Raw genomic sequence first — 22,785 nt, 5'->3', positions numbered from 1 at the left:
ATGGTCCCCCCTCAAAAGGATCATACATTTATAGGTTACGAATTAGACCAGACAATTATCCTTGTCTGGTCTGAAATAGGGATGGATCCTAGAGATCCATTTCAATTTTGCATGCTGAGAAATAAAGTTCCAAACATTGATGGAGAGTTTTGCTCTCTGGATATGGAGGAGCTCTCAAGTGACGAAAGGGCATTTGGTGAATGCCTTGGCGTATGGAGGCGATGAAAGACGTGACAGGCTGCGATAAGCTGTGGTGAGGTGCCAGTAACCTTTGACCCACAGATTTCTGAATGGGGAAACCCACCCTTAGGGGTATTCTAACGTGAATACATAGCGTTAGGAGGCGAACCCGGCGAACTGAAACATCTAAGTAGCCGGAGGAAAAGACATCAACAGAGATTCCCCTAGTAGTGGCGAGCGAACGGGGACCAGGCCAGTGCCATTCTTTGATTTACCGGAACCATCTGGAAAGTTGGACCATAGTGGGTGATAGTCCTGTACGGGAAAGAAAAGAGAATGGCCTCGAGTAGGGCGGAACACGTGAAATTCTGTCTGAACATGGGAGGACCACCTTCCAAGCCTAAATACTACCATACGACCGATAGCGCACCAGTACCGTGAGGGAAAGGTGAAAAGTACCCCGATGAGGGGAGTGAAATAGAACCTGAAACCGAATGCCTACAAGCAGTCGGAGCGGACTTGTTCCGTGACGGCGTACCTTTTGTATAATGGGTCAGTGAGTTAGTCTACTTAGCAAGCCTAAGCCGTTAGGTGTAAGCGTAGCGAAAGCGAGTCTGAATAGGGCGACTGAGTTAAGTGGATTAGACCCGAAACCCGGCGATCTAGTTATGGGCAGGTTGAAGGTGCAGTAACATGCACTGGAGGACCGAACCCACGTCTGTTGAAAAAGACGGGGATGACCTGTGACTAGGGGTGAAAGGCCAATCAAGCCGGGAGATAGCTGGTTCTCCGCGAAAACTATTTAGGTAGTGCCTCAGGTATTACCTACGGGGGTAGAGCACTGGATGGATGCGGGGGGCGCGAGCCTTACCAATTCTAACCAAACTCCGAATACCGTAGAGTAGAGCCTGGGAGACAGACTGTGGGTGCTAAGGTCCATAGTCGAGAGGGAAACAGCCCTGACCACCAGCTAAGGTCCCTAAATCATGTCTAAGTGGGAAAGCATGTGAGACGGCCAAAACAACCAGGATGTTGGCTTAGAAGCAGCCATCATTTAAAGAAAGCGTAACAGCTCACTGGTCTAATTAAGCTGTCTTGCGGCGAAGATGTACCGGGGCTCAAGACATGTACCGAAGCTGTGGATTTGATCTTATGATCAAGTGGTAGCGGAGCGTTCTGTAAGTCTGCGAAGGTGTGGCGTGAGCCATGCTGGAGATATCAGAAGTGAGAATGCTGACATGAGTAGCGATAAACAGTGTGAGAGACACTGTCGCCGAAATCCCAAGGGTTCCTGCGCAAGGCTAATCCGCGCAGGGTGAGTCGGCCCCTAAGGCGAGGCTGAAAAGCGTAGTCGATGGGAAACAGGTTAATATTCCTGTACCTGGTGGAATGTGACGGATACCGTAAGTTGTTCTTCCTTATTGGATTGGAAGGGCCGCGAAGGTGTCCCAGGAAATAGCACCACCATATAGACCGTACCCGAAACCGACACAGGTGGGATGGTAGAGCATACCAAGGCGCTTGAGAGAACTATGTTGAAGGAACTCGGCAAATTGCCTCCGTAACTTCGGGAGAAGGAGGCCCACCATTAAGGCAACTTTTTGGTGGGGGCACAAAAGAGGGGGTGGCGACTGTTTACTAAAAACACAGGGCTCTGCGAAGTCGCAAGACGACGTATAGGGTCTGACGCCTGCCCGGTGCCGGAAGGTTAAGAGGAGGTGTGAGAGCACCGAATTGAAGCCCCGGTAAACGGCGGCCGTAACTATAACGGTCCTAAGGTAGCGAAATTCCTTGTCGGGTAAGTTCCGACCTGCACGAATGGCGTAACGACTTCCCCACTGTCTCCAACATAGACTCAGCGAAATTGAATTCTCCGTGAAGATGCGGAGTACCCGCGGTTAGACGGAAAGACCCCGTGCACCTTTACTACAGCTTCAGTGTGGTATTAGGGACAACATGTGTAGCATAGGTGGGAGGCTTTGAAGCAGGGACGCCAGTCCTTGTGGAGCCAACCCTTGAAATACCACCCTTGTTGTTCCTGATATCTAACCACGTCCCGTGAACCCGGGACTGGGACCCACTGTGGCGGGTAGTTTGACTGGGGCGGTCGCCTCCCAAATGGTAACGGAGGCGCGCGAAGGTAGGCTCAGATCGGCCAGAAATCGATCGTTGAGTGCAATGGCATAAGCCTGCCTGACTGCGAGACTGACAGGTCGAGCAGAGACGAAAGTCGGTCATAGTGATCCGGTGGTTCTGTGTGGAAGGGCCATCGCTCAACGGATAAAAGGTACGCCGGGGATAACAGGCTGATACTGCCCAAGAGCTCATATCGACGGCAGTGTTTGGCACCTCGATGTCGGCTCATCTCATCCTGGGGCTGGAGCAGGTCCCAAGGGTTTGGCTGTTCGCCAATTAAAGAGGTACGTGAGCTGGGTTTAGAACGTCGTGAGACAGTTCGGTCCCTATCTGCCGTGGGCGCAAGAGACTTGAGAGGAGCTGCCCCTAGTACGAGAGGACCGGGGTGGACGGACCTCTGGTGGACCTGTTGTGGCGCCAGCCGCATTGCAGGGTAGCTATGTCCGGACGGGATAACCGCTGAAAGCATCTAAGCGGGAAGCCCCCCTCAAGATTAGGTCTCTCTGAGAGCCGTGGAAGACCACCACGTTGATAGGTCAGGTGTGGAAGTCCAGTAATGGATGAAGCTTACTGATACTAATTGCTCGATAGGCTTGAAGAGCCCCTCCATAGACAGAGAACAACACTCTCTCTATGTGTGGAACAACTTCAAAGCATGCACCAATAATAAAACGCAATCCGGCAAGCACTGCTTGCTGTTTACTCTTTTGTTGATCTGGTGGTTATAACAAGATTGTCCCACCCGGTCCCATCCCGAACCCGGAAGTGAAAGGTCTTTGTGCCGATGGTACTTCGTCTTAAGGCGCGGAAGAGTAGGTCGCCGCCAGATCTACAAAAGAGTAAAACATCATCACAACTTCAAAAAATTAAACAAACCGCCATAAGGCGGTTTTTTAATTTACCTCAAGCGCCGGCGCTCACGCTTGGCTTCCGCGAAAACGTTCGCGACGGCCAGTCGGCCTTGCCTCAGCCCCTCCGGGCTTCGGTAATTAGCGTGAAACCCGCTCAAGCCTCGCAAACAAAGCGAGCAGCCCTGAGCGCGCTTCATGGAATGGCAAAGCCAGACCGGAAGCAAAACATAATTGACGCGGGGTGGAGCAGCCCGCCAAGGCGAAGCGAAAGCGAAACCGTCTGCATCGCCGAAAGGCGCCAGACATACCTGCTACCGGGCGACGGCCCTAAACGTAGACATATGACGCGGGGTGGAGCAGCCCGGTAGCTCGTCAGGCTCATAACCTGAAGGTCGTAGGTTCAAATCCTACCCCCGCAACCAAATTTAAGGCCGATCCCCAACACGGGGGTCGGCCTTAAATCTTTGTTGGGCGGGGCCAGGCTTTGCTCCTGGTAAAACAGACCGCAAGGCTGTTTTACCAAAGGTTCCTAGCCAAGCTGACGAGGAGCAAAGCCACGAGACTAATCCTACCCACAAAACCAAAAACAAACCTCGGTCCCCAGGACCGTTTTTTGGCCTGGGGATAATGAACACACCGGTTCGGGTCGGCATAATCGTTGGAGATTAAGAGTCAACCAACCCGAACGGCGTGGAAGGCCGGCGGTAGTCATCAGACTGAAGCGCGCGGCCGATTGGCGGTTCGGCGCGGGCAAGGCAGTCGGCACGGTGGCACAGTCGGCAGGTCACACCAATAGGCGTGGGCTGCACCGCGGAAATATCGGTGTCCTTCGCGTAGATCAGCTTATGAGCATGTTGGGACGAACAACAGAGGGCGATAGCCCGTTCAACCTGAAGCTTGCCGTACCCGCCACCACCGGCTGTCACGGTGCGAACGATTGAGAAGAAGCGTTCGCCATCCGGTAGTTCAACCCATTGGGTAATCACCTCCCGAGGTGTCCTGAAAGCGCTGTGGACGCTCCAGAGCGGACAGGAGCCACCGTGGCGGGCGAAGGGGAAGCCTGCGCCGTCCAGCCGCTTCGAGACGTTGCCTGCGGCGTCTACCCGGATGAAAAAGAAGGGCACGCCTTCCTGGCCTGGCCTTTGAAGGGTGGTCAGGCGGTGCGCCACCTGCTCAAAGCTTGCGCCAAACTGTCGCCGGAGGGTTTCAATGTCATAATGCCCGTTTTTCGCAGCCTTCGCGAACGCATGATAGGGCATCATGATAGCGCCCGCTGCATAGTTTGCCAGGGCGCGCCGCGTAAGTTTTTCGCCACTCTCCGTGTCAAACTGGGTGCCGGCAAGGCAATCCGAAAAAACGTCGGTCATCTCCATATAGGCAATCTGGAGGGCAAGCTGGAAATTGGCACTCGCGTGATCAAGCGTTTCATCCAGCACAATTTCGCGGCGGTGCAGGTCAAGGCGCCGCGTGAAGCCATGCATTACATCTGAAGGCAGGTGCCGTACCCGAATACGCTGGTCAGTGAAATACTGTTCAAGGCCGCCGACACGCTTGATCTCCTGCGCCAACTCTTCTGCTTTGGTGTCGACCTCAGGGAAGTAGTTTTTACGGGCCGCAAGAAAACGCCGGGCTTCACTTACCGGATCTGGGCCGCCCGTGCTTTCACCGTCTGACTGGTCCGCGAGGGCCATCTGGCCTTCCTGGTAGGCTGTATAAAGGCGAATGACAGCCTCTGCCGTGGCGGGGAAGGTGCTGGCAAAATCCTGAATTTCAAGCGGGGACAGGTCAAGGTCGGCAAACAAAGGGGATTTGAAGGTCGCAGCAATCTGGGCATTGAAGTCATCGCCCGATCCGCGGGCGAGGGATGCGATATCAGTGCGGTAAATCTCCGCAAGCTTCAGCAGCATGGAGGCGGTCACGGGGCGCTGGTTGCTTTCAATAAGCGCAATATAGGACGGCGACACATCAAGATCTTCGGCCATGCCGGCTTGGGTTAAGCCCAGGTCGCGCCTCAGCCGCCGGATGCGCGGCCCCATGAATATGCTGCGTTCTTTTGCCATGCCTGCCTCATTGATTACATAAATAATATTACAAAACTTACAACATTACAAAATTATTTGTAACATTTTACAAGTTCACTTTTTCCCGTGTGCAAAAAAGCTTTTTCCCGCGTATCACCGGTGCAAGGCAGATCAGCCAGACGATCAAAGTGGCTGGTTGACAGTGTGCAGAGGAGATAACGCGATGCCATTTGACAAAACAGACGGGAAGAAGACCATGAGCTATCAGGACGAGATCAAAGACGTTCAAGAGCTGATCAGCAGCTATAAAGGCACTTGGGATGGTATCGACGCCGAGGCAGTCGCTCGCATGCGCGCTCAGAACCGTTTCCATACCGGCCTGGACATCGCCCGCTACACGGCAGGCATCATGCGCCGCGACATGGAAGCCTATGATGCTGACCCCGCGAACTACACCCAGTCGCTTGGCTGCTGGCACGGTTTCATCGGCCAGCAGAAGATGATTTCCATCAAGAAACACTTCGGCAGCACAAAAGGCCGCTACCTTTACCTGTCCGGTTGGATGGTTGCGGCGCTGAGGTCCGAGTTCGGTCCGCTGCCTGACCAGAGCATGCACGAAAAGACTTCCGTGCCAGCACTTATCGAAGAGTTGTACACATTCCTGAAGCAGGCTGATGCCCGCGAGCTTGGCGGCTACTTCCGTGAGATTGACGCGGCCCGCAAGACTGGCAACACAGCTCTTGAAGCTGAAATTCAGGGCAAGATTGACAACTTCCAGACCCACGTAGTTCCGATCATTGCTGACATCGATGCTGGTTTTGGTAACGCCGAAGCAACTTACCTCCTGGCGAAAAAGATGATCGAAGCGGGCGCTTGTGCGCTTCAGATCGAAAACCAGGTGTCTGATGAAAAGCAGTGTGGCCACCAGGATGGTAAAGTGACCGTTCCACATGAGGACTTCCTCGCGAAGGTTCGCGCCTGCCGCTATGCCTTCCTTGAGCTGGGTGTTGACGACGGTATCGTTGTAACGCGTACGGACAGCCTTGGTGCTGGCCTGACGAAGCAGATCGCTTACTCCAAGGAAGAAGGCGACATCGGTGATCAGTACAATAGCTTCCTGGACTGCGAAGAAATTGCCGCTGGCGACCTGAAAGCAAACGACGTTGTGATCAACCGTGGTGGCAAGCTGTTGCGCCCCAAACGCCTGCCATCCAACCTGTTCCAGTTCAAGCCTGGCACTGGCGAAGACCGCTGCGTTCTTGACTGTATTACGTCGCTGCAGAACGGTGCTGACCTTCTGTGGATTGAAACCGAGAAGCCACACGTCGATCAGATCGCTGGTATGGTTGACCGGATCCGCGAAGTTATTCCGAACGCCAAGCTTGTTTACAATAACTCGCCATCCTTCAACTGGACGCTCAATTTCCGCCAGCAGGTATTTGATGCCTGGGAAGCTGAAGGCAAGGATGTTTCTGCATACGACCGCGCCAACCTGATGAGCGTTGAGTATGACGAGACTGAACTGGCGACAACGGCAGACGAGAAAATCCGCACCTTCCAGCGGGACGGTTCCAAGCGCGCAGGTATCTTCCACCACCTGATCACGCTGCCGACCTACCACACGGCTGCTCTGTCTACGGACAATCTGGCCAAGCGCTACTTCGGTGAAGAAGCCATGCTTGGGTATGTGAAGCAGGTTCAGCGCGAAGAAATCCGCCAGGGCATTGCCTGCGTGAAGCACCAGAATATGGCTGGCTCGGACATTGGCGATGACCATAAGGAATATTTCGCTGGCGAGGCTGCGTTGAAGGCAGCTGGTGAAGACAATACAATGAACCAGTTCGGCTAAGCGGCTGAATTCGAAGACACGGCTGCCGCCCTTCCCAAGAGCTGGAGAGGGCGGCAGTTATCATGTCCGGGCCCATTTGTTCGGGCCAATAGCTGAAATTTGACTATAGTAGACGGCGCGATGGTGCCATGGGTGCGAGGGTGAATGAAATGACGGATCGGATCGAAGAAAACGGCTTGTGGATTGCACAGGAGCTTCACAGCTTTATTGAAAATGAGGCGCTGCCGGGCTCTGGCATTGAAGCGCAGGTTTTCTGGGCAGGCCTTGCCGATCTGGTCAACACCTATGGCCCCAAAACCAAACAGGCGCTCGCCCACCGTGAAGACCTACAGGCCAGGATCGACGCCTGGCACAAAAAGCACCCCGGCCCAAATTATGATTTTGCCGACTATAAAGCCTTCCTCAAGGATATTGGATACCTGGAGGAAGAGGGGCCGGCGTTTCAGATTGAAACGCAGAATGTAGATTCCGAGATTGCCAGCATTGCGGGGCCACAGTTGGTGGTGCCAGTGATGAATGCCCGTTTTGCGCTGAATGCCGCCAACGCGCGCTGGGGCAGCCTTTATGATGCCTACTATGGCACGGATGTGATCGCCGAGACGCCGGGCCTTGAGAAAACAGCCAGCTACAACACGGCGCGTGGTGCCGCGGTGATGGAGAAAGCCGCAGCCTTTCTGGATGACGCGGTGCCGCTCAAGGATGCCAGTCACGCTGATGTCGCAGCATACAGAATTGAAGCTGGTATTCTGAAGGCAGAGACAGCCTCAGGCGACACAGTTGGCCTTGCGGACACCGCCCAGTTTGCGGGGTATCAAGGGGCAGGAGACGCGCCGTCTTCGGTCCTTCTGAAGAACAATGGCCTGCACATTGATATCCAGATTGATCGGGACCACCCGGTGGGCGCCGCTTCAAAAGCGGGCGTGAAAGATGTTGTGCTGGAATCTGCCATATCGACCATCCAGGACTGCGAAGATTCTGTAGCGGCTGTGGACGGTGAAGACAAAACAGTCGTGTACCGGAACTGGCTTGGTCTGATGAAAGGCGACCTTAGCGAAACCTTCACCAAGGGCGGCAAGGAGATGACGCGCAGTCTTCATCAGGACCGGGTCTATACGGCAGCAGACGGTGGCAGCGTGACCCTGCCGGGGCGCAGCCTGCTTCTGGTGCGGAACGTTGGTCACCTGATGACAACACCAGCCGTTCTAGATGCCGATGGTGAAGAGATTTCAGAAGGCCTTCTGGACGCACTCGTGACCACACTGTGTGCCCTTCACGACCTGAAGAAAAACGGGGTTAACGCCAATAGCCGAACGGGCAGCATCTATATCGTTAAACCGAAAATGCATGGCCCGGCCGAGGTGGCGCTGACCAATGAGATCATGGGCAGTGTCGAGGATATCCTGGGACTTGACCGTTTCACGATCAAGGTTGGTGTGATGGATGAAGAGCGCCGCACCACAGTGAACCTCAAGGAATGCATCCGCGCTACCAAAGAGCGCCTGGTGTTCATCAATACCGGCTTTCTGGACCGTACAGGGGATGAGCTTCACACCAGTATGGAAGCGGGACCGTTCCTGCCCAAGGGCGACATCAAGGGGGAACCGTGGATCGCCGCTTATGAAGCCTGGAATGTCAATATTGGCCTCGAGTGCGGCCTGCAGGGCAACGCCCAGATCGGTAAGGGCATGTGGGCCATGCCGGATGAGATGGCAAAGATGATGTCAGAGAAGGTCGGTCACCCAAAAGCTGGGGCCAACTGTGCCTGGGTACCTTCGCCGACGGCAGCCACCTTGCACGCACAGCATTACCACAGTGTGTCCGTCGCTGAGCGCCAAGAGGAACTCGCCAGCGCGCCTCGCGCCAGCCTGGATGATATCCTGACAGTGCCGCTGCTTCGGGGGCGCAACCTGTCAGAGGGGGAAGTGCAGCGCGAGCTGGATAACAATGCGCAAGGTATCCTGGGCTATGTTGTGCGCTGGATCGACCAGGGTGTTGGCTGCTCAAAAGTACCGGACATCAACAATGTTGGCTTGATGGAAGACCGGGCGACACTGCGAATTTCCAGCCAGCATGTGGCGAACTGGCTGCATCACGGTATCTGTACCGAAGCGCAGGTGATGGAAGCTCTCAAGCGAATGGCCGCTATTGTTGACAAGCAAAATGCCGGTGATCCCGCTTACCGCCCTATGGCGCCAAACTTTGAGGACAGCATTGCCTTCCAGGCGGCTGCCGATCTGATCTTCAAGGGCAGGGAACAGCCGAGCGGCTATACCGAACCTCTCTTGCACAAGCGCCGGCTGCAGGCCAAGGCAGAAAATAAATAGGAAGTAGTTGCCGCGGGCCTTGAAGCGTTTTGACAAGGTTGCAATGAAAGCGGTGATTTTGGGCTTGAGCGGCACCGAATAAATCCTACCCCGTAACCAAAAGAAAACCTCGGTCCAACGGCCCGGGGTTTCTTGCTGTGGGGAGAGCTAACCTGTGCTGGGACCAAATCCTAGTGAAACAAAGGATAAGGCCGACAAAAGGCACAGCGCGAGCGGCGGTAACTCCTATCCCAAAACCCAATATGATTTTTTGCTGTCACCAAAAGTTAATGAAAATTAACGCTATGCAACTTTTCCGAGATATGGCATGGGTTTTCTGATTTGTGTTTTAGTAACAATAATATCCATCTTTCATGTCTTTGGGGAGGCAATCCATGGCCATTATCATTGGCACCAATAATTCCGACAGTCTGAACGGCACAGCAAACGACGATAGCATTTTCGGCGGCAACGGCGATGATACCATCTTGGGTCAAGGCGGCCATGATACGCTCATTGGTGGCAATGGCGATGATATGGTCTATGGCGGTGATGGTGACGACCTGTTGCAGGGGCAGAGCGGGAATGACACCCTGGTCGGCGGCGCAGGTAACGATGACCTGCAGGGCGGCGACGGCGAGGACTTCCTCCTGGGGGGCGAAGGGAATGACACGCTCGATTTGGGCAATGGGGGTGTCTCTTCTACCTATGACCAAGCCCGCGGTGGCGCCGGCGACGATCTGCTGATCGGTGGTGCTGGTGGCCCGAAAGGCCTGTATGGCGGTGCCGGCGATGACACCCTCGATGGGTCGCAAGGTGACGCGGATGAAGCTGATTATTTTGATGCCGCCACAGGCGTGTATGTAAATCTGGAGCAAGGGATTGCCAACGACGACGGCGATGGCGGCACTGACGTCCTGATCGGCATCGAGAGTGTCATCGGTTCCTGGCTCGGCGATGACACCATCTATGGTGACTCCGGAGGGAACTTCCTGTCTGGCCAGGCAGACGATGACAACATCTGGGGCCATGGCGGAAATGACCTGATCGATGGCGGTTTCGGCGCCGACCTGCTGGTTGCTGGCTCAGGCGATGACCAGGTCTTTGGCGGCAGCGGAGACGACCAGATCTATGGCAGCTCCGGCTTTAATGCCCTTGATGGCGGTGACGGTAACGACTTCGTCGCTGGTGGCATCAGCCACGACTGGATTACCGGCGGCGGCCAGGACGACACCCTGTATGGCTGGAACGGTGATGACACTCTGATGGGTGGTGATGGCCAGGATTGGCTCAGCGGCGGCTTTGGTAACAACATCCTCGATGGTGGCAATGGTGACGATACGCTGGGGGGCAATAGCGACGGCGACGATCTGCTGACAGGGGGTGAGGGCAACGATGTCTTCGTTCTTGAAGGCGTGTGGGGTGACGATACGATCACCGACTATGACGCAAGTTCCGACCAGATCGATATGTCGGGCCCGGGGCTCAATTTTGACGAACTGACGGTCTCCGATGTTGGCGGCAGCGCGTTGATTGAAGACGGGCAGGGCAATAGTCTGTCGCTGTGGGGTGTGTTTGCTGGTGACGTGACGGCAGAGATGCTCAACCTCCCAGCCGGCAATGGCGATGGCAACGGTGACGGCAATGGCGATGGGCCAATCGTTGGCACCAATAATGACGATACGCTGACGGGCACCGGCGGTGACGACAGCATTGACGCGCTCGACGGTAATGACAGTGTCTTTGCGGGGGCAGGCCAGGATACGGTCGACGGCGGCAACGGTGACGATATGGTCTATGGCGGTGATGGTGACGACCTGTTGCAGGGGCAGAGCGGGAATGACACCCTGGTCGGCGGCGCAGGTAACGATGACCTGCAGGGCGGCGACGGCGAGGACTTCCTCCTGGGGGGCGAAGGGAATGACACGCTCGATTTGGGCAATGGGGGTGTCTCTTCTACCTATGACCAAGCCCGCGGTGGCGCCGGCGACGATCTGCTGATCGGTGGTGCTGGTGGCCCGAAAGGCCTGTATGGCGGCGCGGGGGACGACACCTTGGATGGCTCGCAAGGTACCCAGGACCAGGCAGATTATTTCGACGCAGCGTCCGGTGTGTTTGTAGACCTGGAGCAAGGTGTTGCAAACGACGATGGTGACGGCGGTGTCGATATCCTGATCGGTATCGAGAATGTTTCCGGCTCCTGGCTTGGTGATGACACCATCTATGGCAGTACCGGGGACAACCAGCTTTACGGCCATGGCGGCGACGACCTGATCGCAGCCGGCGCCGGCAATGACATCATCCTTGGTGGTGATGGCAACGATATAGTCTTCGCCGGAACCGGAGATGACCTGTTGTTTGCAGGCAGCTGCGATGACACGCTCTTTGGCGGCGATGGCAGCGATTTCATGACCGGCGATTCTGGCTCCGACATCCTGATCGGCGGAGCGGGCAATGACCAGCTGGATGGCGGCAATGGCGATGATACCCTGATCGGTGGTGCCGGCAATGACGATTTGTATGGCGGCGGGGATGCCGATCTGTTCATCATTGGCGCAGACTGGGGCTATGACCTGATCGCGGACTATACGGCGGGCGAAGACCAGATCGATATGTCAGCCACCGGCTACAATTTTGATGAACTGACGATCTACAGCGCTGGCACTCATACCGTGATCGAGGATGGTCAGGGCAACACCCTGTTCCTTGCGAACGTTAACCCAGCCGACGTGACGGCCTCCATGCTGAACATCCCAGAAGGTAACGCAATCCTTGGGACGGCGAACAGTGACAGCATCGTTGGTACATCGGACGATGACCGCATCCTTGGCCTGGGCGGCGATGATACGCTGAAGGGCCACAAAGGTTATGACGATCTGGATGGCGGTGACGGTGATGACCTGCTGCAGGGTGGCAAAGGCGATGACACGCTTCAGGGCGGCCTGGGCGCCGATACCCTCAACGGCGGGAAAGAAGACGATTGGCTTCTGGGCGGCGACGGCGACGACTTGCTGCGCGGCAAAGAAGGCTTCGACACGCTTGAAGGTGGTGATGGCAACGATCTGCTGCGTGGCGGCAAGGGTGACGATGTCCTGAATGGCGGCAATGGCGACGATACGTTGATTGGCGGGCAAGGCGCGGACATCTTCGCCTTTGATGAGGCTAGCGGACAGGACTTCGTCAAGGGCTTCGACGCCGATGAAGACATGCTTGATTTCATCGCTGCGGGCTTTGCCTCCTTCGAAGACATGCTGGCCCACGCCAGCGAAACCAAGGCAGGCGTGACAGTGACGTTTGGTGAAGCTGAAGTCTTTATCAAGGGCATCGACCTTATTGATCTGACAGAAGACAATGTGCTGATCTAAGTTGGTCGCAACGCCAATGTAAGCGATTGAGATCGCCCCGCCATTCGGTGGGGCGTTTTCACATCTGCCATGCGCGCCAGACCTTTAATGGAAGTGTGTGATCCAGCTTCAGCGCGGCTGCGTATCAAAGGCATGAAAGCGCAAGCACGATATTTCGACGAGACTGGCAACAATCCAATTCTCGCGTTAATGTTCCCGATGATGGTTGGGGAGCACACTGATAACCGTGCCTGTGTAACTGACCGTCCGCGCACATCAGCAAGGGTGGTCGATATAGCCGCAGAAACTGACATTAAAAACCTGACGCATGAACAGTTGATGACCCGGGTTGCAGAGCAAAGGGATAAGTCGGCGTTCAAGCTTCTGTTCGTTTATTTTGCGCCGCGCCTGAAGGCCCACCTGATGTCAATGGGTGTCACGGCGGAAGTTGCTGAAGACCTGATGCAGGAAGTCCTGATCAAGGTTTGGCGCAAGGCGCACCAATTCCAGAGCGACAAGGCCAAATTGTCGACCTGGATGTTCCGGATCGCACGAAATGCGTTCATCGACTACCGTCGTCGTGCCAAGTATCCGGAGGTAAACGCGGACGATCATCTGCATCATATGCAGGCTGATGACGAAACAGATCGCCCCGTTATGGAAGGGCAGACGGCAGAACGGGTTTCGAAAGCGATTGAAGCCTTGAAACCCAAATACAAGGAAGTAATCCATCTTTCTTTCTTTGAAGAACTTTCTCATTCCCAGATTGCTGAGCGACTTGAGTTGCCACTGGGGACTGTGAAGTCGAGAATTAGATTGGCGTTTGGCGCCATGCGTAGCGAGTTAGGAGAAATGGGATGACGCAGCAGTATGGGCTTATCCCTGATGAATGGTTGGTATCTTATGCAGCTGGTGCCTTGTCAGATGAAAGGGCGCTGTTGGTTGCAACCCACGTGGCTTATCACCCGAGCCTGAAAGCGCGGGTCGCAGACGCAGAAGCCATAGGCGGTGCGTTGCTTGAGGCGCAGGATGCCACGTCCAATCTGGACATGTCGTTCGATGACCTTATGGCGCGAATTGATATGCCTGAGCTTGATGCAGAGGATGAAGCGACCCCGATACTGACGTCTGATGACGACTTGCCGACGCCGCTGCGGTCCTATCTCGACAAGCCGCTGGATGGCCTCAAGTGGCGGATGATGGGGCCGGGCATGTACCAGCATAAGCTTTCGAGTGGCCCGGACGGCGAGAAGCTTTGGCTTCTGCGGGCCCGTGGCGGCACCGAAATGCCGCTCCATGATCATACGGGGCTTGAGATGACGCTTGTGCTGCGCGGCAGCTATCATGTCGGTGACAAGCGATTTGGCCCGGGCCTTCTGGAGCTGGCAGACAAGGATGTCACCAACCATCAACCAATGATTGACGAAGGCGAAGACTGTATCTGTCTAGTGGTTACAGATGCACCGATCCGGCTCCACAGCTTTATCGGGCGTATGATTCAGCCATTCATAGGCCTCTGACATTTAAAGATATTCCCTCATGGGGCCGGCGCCTCACTTGCCCCACACCAGCCTTGCTGGCATATTTCCCCATCTTGCTCTGAGTAGGCGACAGCAATAGTGAGACAAGCTGTCGCAGAGTTCCCAGTATTTGACATTTGTCAATATGCCGACAGAGGAAATCGGTATGTTGGCCTCATGTTTGGTTGAATACAAAGGCAACGCGGGTGGAGCTTTTTATCCAATATTGCCAGGCTGCTATTACGGATCACGGCAGCATTATGGTAACGCTTTTTCTGGGCGGACTGCTGGGCAGCCTGACGCACTGCGCCGGCATGTGCGGCCCATTTGTGCTTGCCCAGATTGGAGTTGACGATGCGCGCAGCCCGTTAAAAGGCCTGAAGCGTGCCCGAGGCGCCTTGCTCCTGCCTTACCATCTGGGCCGCATGACCACTTATATGATTCTGGGTGTTCTGGCCGCCAGCCTGTCCGGTTACCTGTTTGAAGCACCTGCACAGCGCGCCGTGACGGTGGCGCTACTGTGTGTTGCAGCAGTGCTGTTTCTGGCGGCGGCATTCCCCGCTTTGAATACCCGGATATGGCCACCTGTGCTGGGCAGCGTGCTGTCTGGTCTTGGGGCTGCTGTTGGCCGTGCGGCACGCCCATTTTTCGAGGCGCCGTCTATGGTGCACCGCTACGCCCTCGGCGTCATTCTTGGGTTTCTGCCTTGCGGTCTGTTGGCTGCGGCCTTGATGGCGGTGGCTTCCACCGCCAGCCCGCTTGCCGCAGCCATGGCCATGGGCGCCTTCTGTGTGGGCACCATGCCTGCTCTTATTCTTATTGGGTCAGGGGGACAGTTCGCCGTGCGGCGATGGCCCCATCACATGGGCACAGCCGTTCGCGGTGTGTTGGTCTTCAATAGTATCAGTTTGTTTGTCATAGCCAGCAGTATGGTTTTTTAAGGATGGAAACATGAATATGCTTTCAGAAAAACCGAACTATAACGACGAGATCGTGAGGCTTTTCACGATCGCGTCGGTATTTTGGGGCGTAGTTGGTTTTGCCGTTGGAGTGTTTATTGCGCTCCAGATGGCATATCCAGCTCTCAATTTCGGTGAATATCTTACCTTTGGGCGCCTGCGTCCGCTTCACACGTCAGCCGTTATTTTTGCCTTCGGCGGTAACGTGCTGTTTGCCACCAGCTACTATTCGGTGCAGCGCACCTGCAGGGCCCGGCTATGGGGCGACGGCTGGGCCAAATTCACCTTCTGGGGCTATCAGCTCTTTATCGTGATGGCGGCGATTGGCTATGTCACCGGCGTGACGCAGGCAAAGGAATATGCCGAGCCCGAATGGTATGCTGACCTATGGCTAACATTTGTATGGGTGGCCTATCTGGTGGTGTTCCTGATGACACTCAAGAACCGGCGCGAGCCGCACATCTATGTGGCCAACTGGTTCTTCCTGGGTTTTATCGTTACCGTGGCTGTGCTGCACCTGGTGAACAACATCTCCATCCCGACGTCCCTTCTGGACAGCAAGTCATACCCGCTGTGGGGTGGAGTGCAGTCTGCGATGATCCAGTGGTGGTATGGCCATAATGCTGTGGGCTTCTTCCTGACGGCTGGTTTCCTGGGGATCATGTATTATTTTGTGCCGAAGCGTGCGAACCGGCCGGTCTATAGCTACCGGCTTTCCATCCTGCACTTCTGGTCGCTGATCTTCATGTATATCTGGGCCGGTCCGCACCACCTGCATTATACGTCGCTGCCAGACTGGGCACAGACCCTTGGCATGACCTTCTCGATCATGCTGTGGATGCCGTCCTGGGGCGGTATGATCAACGGCATGATGACGCTGTCGGGCGCGTGGCACAAACTGCGCGAGGATCCGGTTCTGAAGTTCATGATCATCTCGCTGGCCTTCTACGGCATGAGCACTTTCGAAGGGCCGCTGATGTCGATCAAGGAAGTCAATGCGCTCAGCCACTATACCGATTGGACAATTGGACACGTGCACTCTGGTGCGCTTGGTTGGGTGGCCTTCATCAGCTTCGGTGCCATCTACCATCTGGTGCCAAGGCTTTGGGGCCGGGAAGAGCTTTACTCCCTCAAGCTTGTGAACACGCACCTGTGGATCTCCACCGTGGGCATCGTGCTCTATATCGCGGCCATGTGGGTATCCGGCATCATGGAAGGTCTGATGTGGCGTTCCTACGACAGCATGGGTTTCCTCGAGTACAGCTTCATCGAAACGGTTGCCGCAAAGCACAATCTCTATCTGATCCGGGCATTGGGCGGCATCCTGTTCCTCTCGGGGGCCCTGATCATGGTCTACAATATTGTGAAAACCATCCGCGGGGACGGTGTTCCCGCGCGCAGCCTGAAGACTGAGGAGGCAGCGCATGCTTAACAAACATAAAGCACTTGAGAAGAACTCGATCCTGATGCTGATCTTCACTGTGATCACTATCTCCATCGGGGGCATCATCGAGATCGTGCCGCTGTTCCGCATGGAAACCACGATTGAACCGGTGAAAGGTGTTCGTCCATACACGCCGCTTGAGCTGGCGGGCTACAATGTCTACCTGCGGGAGGGTTGCTATAACTGTCACAGTCAGCAAATTCGCCCGCTTCGTGACGAAGTGGAGCGGTACGGCCATTATTCGCTGGCGGCGGAGAGCATGTATGACCACCCGTTCCAGTGGGGTTCCAAGCGGACAGGGCCTGACCTGGCGCGCGTCGGCGGAAAATATTCCGACCTCTGGCACATCCAGCACATGATCCGTCCGCAGGACGTTGTGCCTGAATCCATCATGCCGCCTTATGCCCATCTGGCGAAAAAGGGTGCTGACCTGGCAGATATCGCCAGGGATATGGAAGCCCTCCGCATGGTGGGTGTGCCCTATACCGATGAGCAGATCGCCAACGCCTACAATGACGCAGTGGCCCAGGCCCAGGACGAAAGTGATTATCACGACGGGCTGGTCGAGCGCTACAGCAAGGTGACCATGCGTAATTTCGATGGCCAGAAAACCACTACCGAGCTTGATGCACTGATTGCTTATTTGCAGGTGCTGGGCACGATGGCTGAACTGAAAGACTACAGCCATGACGGTACGAAGAGGAGCGCCGAATGATCGACTGGATCTCTGATAATGCCGGTATGACCGGACTCCTTTTCTTCTTTTCGGCTTTTTGCGGAATCGTCTATTGGGCTTTCCGCCCAAGCCAGAAGAAGGTCATCGAAAACCACAGGTTCATTCCTCTTGAAGGGGACGACGCATGAGCGACAATAACGTTGAAAAAGACGATTTCACCGGTGTTGAGACCACCGGGCATGAATGGGATGGCATCAAGGAATTGAACAATCCTTCTCCACGCTGGTGGCTGTTGGTGCTGTTGGCGACCATCATCTGGGCTGTTGGCTATTGGATCGTATATCCGGCCTGGCCAACCCTGTCTGGCGATGGAGAACGTGGCGGAACGGAAGGCACTTTTGGCTGGACCCAATATGATCAGTTGAAAGAGAGCCAGGCCGAAATCATGGCGCGGCGGGCTGCCTATCTCGACCGCTTCAATACGGCCTCGTTTGAAGAGATCAAGGCCAATGAAGAACTCTATGCCTTTGCTGTTGCGGGTGGCGCCTCTGCCTTCAAGGACAACTGTGCCACTTGCCACGGTACCGGCGGTAGTGGTTCTGCGGGCTACCCGAACCTGCTGGACGATGACTGGCTCTGGGGTGGTGATGTAGACGCAATCCATGAAACCATTCGGGTTGGTGTCCGCGGCGAGCATGATGAAACCCGCTATTCAGAGATGCCAGCATTCGGTGATATGCTTGGCACCAAGGAAATCAGTGATATTTCTGACTATGTGCTGAGCTTCACATCAGCCGGTGACTACGACGGACCAGGGCAGGAGCTTTACGAACAGCAGTGTGCAGCCTGCCACGGCATGGATGGTCGTGGCATCCGGGATTTCGGCGCCCCCAACCTTGCCGACGCCATCTGGTTCTATGGCGGCACGAAGGGGGACATCATGTCACAGATACGGCGACCCAAGCATGGAGTAATGCCTGCGTGGGAAACCCGCCTGGATGAAAGCACAATCCGGCAGCTTGCTATTTATGTGCATTCACTGGGTGGCGGCGAAGAATAGCAGGAGCATCTTGTAATGAGTGACAGTGCGGCCCCGGTCAAACTTTTTGAAAAGAAAGAGCGCATCTTTCCGAAGCGCGTCTGGGGCAAATACCGCAAGATCAAATGGGTGGTCATGGCCATTACCCTGGCCATCTATTATCTCGCGCCCTTCCTTCGGTGGGACAGGGGGCCGCACGCGCCGGACCAGGCAATCCTGATCGATATGCCTGCACGCCGGGCCTATTTCTTCTTTATCGAGATATGGCCGCAGGAGGTTTACTACCTTACCGGCATCCTGATCCTGGCAGCTGTGGCACTCTTTTTCGTCACCAGCCTGTTCGGGCGCGTCTGGTGCGGCTATGCCTGTCCGCAAACAGTCTGGACCGACTTGTTTGTCTGGGTGGAACGGATCGTACAGGGCGACCGAGCGGCCCGGATGAAGCTCAAGAAAGCGCCTTGGAGCTTCGACAAGCTCTGGAAAATGGCAGTTACCCATTCTCTTTGGTTGTTGATCGGGCTTCTGACCGGCGGTGCCTGGGTCTTCTATTTCAATGATGCGCCAACGTTGATTGAGCATATTCTTCACCTGGACGTGCCGATGTCGGTCCTTGGCTGGATCATCGCACTCACTTTCTCCACCTACCTGATGGCCGGGTTCGCACGTGAACAAGTCTGCACATATATGTGCCCCTATTCACGGTTCCAGTCCGCCATGTTCGATAAGGACACGCTGATCATCACCTATGACGAAGATCGTGGCGAGCCGCGCGGCAAGCATAAGAAAGGTGAAAGTTGGGAAGGGCGTGGGCACTGCATCGACTGCACGGCTTGCGTGCAGGTGTGTCCCATGGGTATCGATATTCGCGACGGCCTGCAGATGGAATGTATCGCCTGCGGCTTGTGTGTGGATGCCTGCAACAATATCATGGACAAGGTGGAGCTGCCGCGCGGGCTGATCCGCTATGACACCACCCATAACCAGGACCAGCGTCGGGCGGGCGAGGTCGAGAAGACAGTCCAGACCCATATCCTGCGCCCTCGGACCTTCTGGTACATGACGATTTTGTCGGTGGTGGGGCTGGTGATGCTTGTGTCGCTTGTGAATCGTGCACCGGTTGAGCTGCATGCCCTACATGACCGGAACCCGCTTTATGTAACTCTGTCAGATGGCACCGTGCGCAATGGCTATAATGTGAAAGTCCTGAACAAGACTTACGAAGATAAATATTTCCGCCTGCATGTTGAAGGCCTGGACGGTGCAAGTGTTCGCGCGCAGGGTGCCGGGAATGTGCAAATCGATCACCTTCATGTGTTTGCAGATAGCGTTGGGCATTTCCGCGTATTTGTTACAGCACCGAAACAAAGTAAAGCCCGTGAGGACTTCCGCTTTGTCCTTGAAGAAGTAGTGACAAATGGCGCTGAGGCCGGCGAACAGGCTGTCTATGACACCCATTTTGCCAGCAGGAGCCAATAGGATGACTATCGTGACAGAAGAAGTGACACAGAAAAGTGGCCGCTGGATTCCCTGGATGATCGTGGGATTCTTTGTTGTGGTTGCCATACTGGACGGCATTTTCGTCTATATGGCAACCAGCACCCATACAGGTGTTGTTACCAAGCACGCCTATGAGGAAGGTCTCCGCTATAATGAGACAGTCGCTGCGGCTGATGCGCAGGCCGCGCTGGGCTGGCAGGGCGATGTACGCTTCGGTGAAGCTGACAAGCTGCTTGAATTCAGCCTGCTTGATGCAAATGGCGAATCAATGGACGGTGCCAGTGTTCGGGCGGAACTTACGCGCCCAACCCAGGCGGGCATGGACTTCACCGTCCCGATGGTTCAGACAGAGGGTGGTGTGTACAGCGCATCGCTTGATTTCCCTGAGCCCGGCCTATGGGACGTACGGATTTTTGTCGAATGGAAGCAAAAGCAATATCAGCAGACCAAACGTCTGGTTGTTGCAAAGTAACGCTTTGCAGGCAGTGCGGTTTGGAAACAAGCGGGGGTGCGGACTTTTGCTGTCCGGGCTGTGAAGCGGCTTATGCCGCCGCCAGTACGCTTGAGGACCACGCCGTCTATTCTCTGCTTGCCCACGACAATGAAGACGGCAGCTACACGCTCTCGCTTGGGGTTGAAGGCATTCACTGCGCCTCCTGCATTCGCCTGATCGAAAATGCCCTGGCCGCAGAACCGGACGTGACCGGTGCGCGGGTGAATATGTCAACCGAACGCCTGACCGTCACCTGGACGGGCGCGCGCGATCGCGGCGACAAGCTGGGCGGCGTTGTGACCAAACTTGGTTACAAGCTGCATGCCCTCAATGATAACGATGCGGTCGCCCATAGTCAGGAACGCACCCTGTTGCGTGCGATTGCGGTGGCCGGGTTTGCCGCCGCCAATATGATGCTGATCTCAATTGGTCTGTGGTCCACTGGCGGGGAAACCATGGGCGTGGCGACGCGTGACCTGTTCCACTGGATATCCGCCCTGATCGCACTTCCAACCGTGATCTATGCGGGCCAGCCTTTCTACCGGTCTGCCTGGGCGGTGCTCAAGGAAAAGCACACCAACATGGATGTGCCCATCTCGCTGGCAGTGATCCTGGCATGCGTGATGAGCGTGTCGGAAACACTCAGGCACGGCGAGCATGTCTATTTCGATAGCGCGGTGATGCTGCTGTTCTTCCTGTTGATTGGCCGGTATCTGGATGCCCGGGCCAAGGGTAAGGCGCGCGAGTCGGCATCCAAGCTGCAGTCCCGCCTGTTCGGTGTTGCCACGGTGCTCGAGGGCGGCAAGGTCTCGCAGGTGCCGATCAAGGAACTGCGCCAGGGTGCCTTGGTTCTGGTGGCAACCGGCGAATCGATTCCCGCAGACGGCATTGTTGAACGGGGCGCGTCAGCGGTTGATATGTCGCTGATTACAGGCGAAACAGTGCCGGAAGCGGTGGCAGAAGGCGCAGACGTGTTCGCTGGTACGGTCAACCTGTCGGCGCCGTTGCAGGTGCGCGTTTCCAAGGCCAGTGAAAAAAGCCTCCTCAGTGAAATCGTCAGGCTGATGGAAACGTCAGAGCAGGGACGGGCCAAATATGTCCGGCTCGCAGACAAGGCGGCGCGGCTTTATACGCCGGTCGTCCATGCCATGGGGGCGCTGACGTTCATTGGCTGGTGGCTTCTGGCATCCGCGCCATGGCAGGAATCGCTCCTGCATGCGGTGACGGTGTTGATCATCACCTGCCCGTGTGCGCTGGGGCTGGCAGTGCCGGTTGTTCAGGTATTGGCAAGCGGCAAACTGATGCGTGCCGGGGTCCTGCTGAAATCCGGCGACGCACTGGAGAAACTCACAGGCATTGATACTGTGGTGTTCGACAAAACAGGTACGCTGACTATAGGCCGCCCCGAGCTGAAATCCCATGATGCGGGACCAAACGACTTTGCGCTCGCGGCATCGTTGGCAGCCCATAGTAAGCATCCATTGGCGGGTGCGCTCAGGGATGCTTTTGAAGGTGATGTGATTTCAGTTGAACCGGTTGAGGTTCCCGGCCACGGCATGGAAGCCCACATTGACGGCAAATCTGTCCGGCTTGGCAGTCGCGCCTGGTGTGGCGGGCAGCCGGATGACGGCGATGCGGTGCTGGAACTTTGGCTGGCGGTGGATGGTCAGCCCAAAGCGCGGTTCCAGTTTGCGGACCAGCTGAGGACGGATGCCAAAGAGACCGTTTCGGCCCTCAAGGCACGTGGGCTGGAGGTTCATCTGCTGTCCGGCGACCGCACGCAGGTTGCCACGGATGTTGGCGCGGCTCTGGGTATTGACCGGGTGCAAGCCGAAGTGAAGCCCGCAGGAAAATGCGCTTATCTGGCTGACTTGAAGGAACAAGGCCGGACGGTGCTGATGGTGGGCGACGGCCTTAATGACGCGCCGGCGCTTTCGGCCGCCGCGGTCTCGATGTCGCCTTCAAGCGCAATGGATATTACCCAGAATACCGCGGATGTGGTGTTTCAGGGGGACCTTCTGTCGCCCGTGCTGACCGCCTATGATCATGCCGTTTTTTCCACCCGGCTGGTGAAACAGAATTTTGCCCTCGCCGCCCTTTATAATGTTGTTGCCATTCCGGCTGCAGTGCTTGGGTTTGTCACACCGCTGGTGGCGGCGGTGGCCATGTCCGGTTCATCGCTTGTGGTGATTTTGAATGCATTCCGCCTCAATCTGCGCAAGGATGGCTAGATGGATATTCTCCTTTACCTGATCCCCATTGCGCTTACGCTTGGCCTCGCCGGTTTGGCCGGGTTTTTGTGGACAATGCGCAACAACCAGTATGACGATCTGGAAGGTGCAGCGCACCGGATTTTGCTGGATGACGACGAGGACGAAATGTCGCACCCAAAGTAGCGTTATCCTTTTGATTTAAAAGTAAAAAATTGACTTTTATCAAGGGTTCTTCGCGCTCGATTTCCTATCAATTTCCC

Annotated in this window: 15 protein-coding genes, 1 tRNA gene and 2 rRNA genes; 17 read left to right on the top strand and 1 reads right to left on the bottom strand. The window is 55.8% G+C overall.

Annotated elements, in window-relative coordinates; all coding sequences use genetic code 11:
* The first annotated feature begins 172 nt into the window (after positions 1-172).
* The 3 genes from KORLAC_RS06665 (at position 173) to KORLAC_RS06655 (ending at position 3,589) form a co-directional block, all read left to right on the top strand.
* Positions 173-2,917, top strand: a 23S ribosomal RNA gene (locus KORLAC_RS06665).
* Positions 2,918-3,030: 113 nt separating this feature from the next.
* Positions 3,031-3,145, top strand: a 5S ribosomal RNA gene (rrf, locus tag KORLAC_RS06660).
* Positions 3,146-3,512: 367 nt separating this feature from the next.
* Positions 3,513-3,589: transfer RNA gene (locus KORLAC_RS06655), tRNA-Met, on the top strand.
* A gap of 243 nt (positions 3,590-3,832) precedes the next feature.
* Here KORLAC_RS06655 and KORLAC_RS06650 read toward each other — a convergent pair.
* Positions 3,833-5,227, bottom strand: coding sequence for a helix-turn-helix domain-containing protein (locus KORLAC_RS06650; RefSeq protein WP_068304624.1), 1,395 nt, complete (start codon positions 5,225-5,227; stop codon positions 3,833-3,835).
* Between the two features lie 217 nt (positions 5,228-5,444).
* Here KORLAC_RS06650 and KORLAC_RS06645 point away from each other — a divergent pair, with 217 nt between their 5' ends.
* The 14 genes from KORLAC_RS06645 to ccoS all read left to right on the top strand — a co-directional run bounded on the left by KORLAC_RS06645 (position 5,445) and on the right by ccoS (position 22,708).
* Positions 5,445-7,037 (top strand): isocitrate lyase, encoded by a 1,593-nt coding sequence (locus KORLAC_RS06645; RefSeq protein ID WP_068304704.1) that lies wholly within the window; start codon positions 5,445-5,447, stop codon positions 7,035-7,037.
* Positions 7,038-7,186: 149 nt separating this feature from the next.
* Positions 7,187-9,361 (top strand): malate synthase G, encoded by a 2,175-nt coding sequence (locus KORLAC_RS06640; protein ID WP_068304619.1) that lies wholly within the window; start codon positions 7,187-7,189, stop codon positions 9,359-9,361.
* A 374-nt stretch (positions 9,362-9,735) separates the two neighbouring features.
* On the top strand, positions 9,736-12,705 hold the full coding sequence (locus tag KORLAC_RS19150) for a calcium-binding protein (RefSeq protein WP_068304616.1): 2,970 nt from the start codon (positions 9,736-9,738) through the stop codon (positions 12,703-12,705).
* Between the two features lie 69 nt (positions 12,706-12,774).
* The gene (locus KORLAC_RS06630; RefSeq protein ID WP_082714541.1) at positions 12,775-13,545 is read left to right on the top strand and encodes a sigma-70 family RNA polymerase sigma factor; all 771 of its coding nucleotides are present in this window, start codon (positions 12,775-12,777) and stop codon (positions 13,543-13,545) included.
* Complete coding sequence (locus tag KORLAC_RS06625; RefSeq protein WP_068304611.1) at positions 13,542-14,204, top strand: ChrR family anti-sigma-E factor; 663 nt, start codon at positions 13,542-13,544, stop codon at positions 14,202-14,204. Before KORLAC_RS06630 ends, KORLAC_RS06625 begins: the two co-directional genes overlap by 4 nt.
* Positions 14,205-14,410: 206 nt before the next feature.
* Complete coding sequence (locus KORLAC_RS06620; RefSeq protein WP_083335499.1) at positions 14,411-15,145, top strand: sulfite exporter TauE/SafE family protein; 735 nt, start codon at positions 14,411-14,413, stop codon at positions 15,143-15,145.
* Positions 15,146-15,155: 10 nt separating this feature from the next.
* Positions 15,156-16,595 carry a cytochrome-c oxidase, cbb3-type subunit I gene (ccoN, locus tag KORLAC_RS06615; protein WP_068304606.1) on the top strand — a complete coding sequence of 480 codons (1,440 nt, stop codon included), beginning with the start codon at positions 15,156-15,158 and terminating at the stop codon, positions 16,593-16,595.
* Positions 16,588-17,322 (top strand): cytochrome-c oxidase, cbb3-type subunit II, encoded by a 735-nt coding sequence (ccoO, locus tag KORLAC_RS06610; protein WP_068304604.1) that lies wholly within the window; start codon positions 16,588-16,590, stop codon positions 17,320-17,322. Before ccoN ends, ccoO begins: the two co-directional genes overlap by 8 nt.
* A complete protein-coding gene (locus tag KORLAC_RS18645) occupies positions 17,319-17,471 on the top strand; it encodes a cbb3-type cytochrome oxidase subunit 3 (protein ID WP_082714540.1) in 153 nt (50 codons plus the stop codon). Before ccoO ends, KORLAC_RS18645 begins: the two co-directional genes overlap by 4 nt.
* Positions 17,468-18,343 carry a cytochrome-c oxidase, cbb3-type subunit III gene (gene ccoP / locus KORLAC_RS06605; RefSeq protein WP_068304602.1) on the top strand — a complete coding sequence of 292 codons (876 nt, stop codon included), beginning with the start codon at positions 17,468-17,470 and terminating at the stop codon, positions 18,341-18,343. The genes KORLAC_RS18645 and ccoP overlap by 4 nt, the downstream gene beginning before the upstream one ends.
* Before the next feature lie 15 nt (positions 18,344-18,358).
* A complete protein-coding gene (gene ccoG / locus KORLAC_RS06600; protein ID WP_068304599.1) occupies positions 18,359-19,798 on the top strand; it encodes a cytochrome c oxidase accessory protein CcoG in 1,440 nt (479 codons plus the stop codon).
* 1 nt (position 19,799) lies between these two features.
* Positions 19,800-20,291, top strand: a complete 492-nt coding sequence (locus KORLAC_RS06595; RefSeq protein ID WP_068304598.1) for a FixH family protein — start codon at positions 19,800-19,802, stop codon at positions 20,289-20,291.
* Between the two features lie 20 nt (positions 20,292-20,311).
* On the top strand, positions 20,312-22,543 hold the full coding sequence (locus KORLAC_RS06590) for a heavy metal translocating P-type ATPase (protein WP_241493373.1): 2,232 nt from the start codon (positions 20,312-20,314) through the stop codon (positions 22,541-22,543).
* The gene (gene ccoS, locus KORLAC_RS06585; RefSeq protein ID WP_068304594.1) at positions 22,544-22,708 is read left to right on the top strand and encodes a cbb3-type cytochrome oxidase assembly protein CcoS; all 165 of its coding nucleotides are present in this window, start codon (positions 22,544-22,546) and stop codon (positions 22,706-22,708) included.
* Positions 22,709-22,785 lie beyond the last annotated feature (77 nt).

It is taken from the genome of Kordiimonas lacus (genome assembly GCF_001550055.1).
In the GTDB taxonomy this organism is placed as follows: Bacteria; Pseudomonadota; Alphaproteobacteria; order Sphingomonadales; family Kordiimonadaceae; genus Kordiimonas; species Kordiimonas lacus.
Note: the sequence above shows the minus strand (reverse complement) of the source record. Positions and strands in the feature narration are given on the sequence as shown.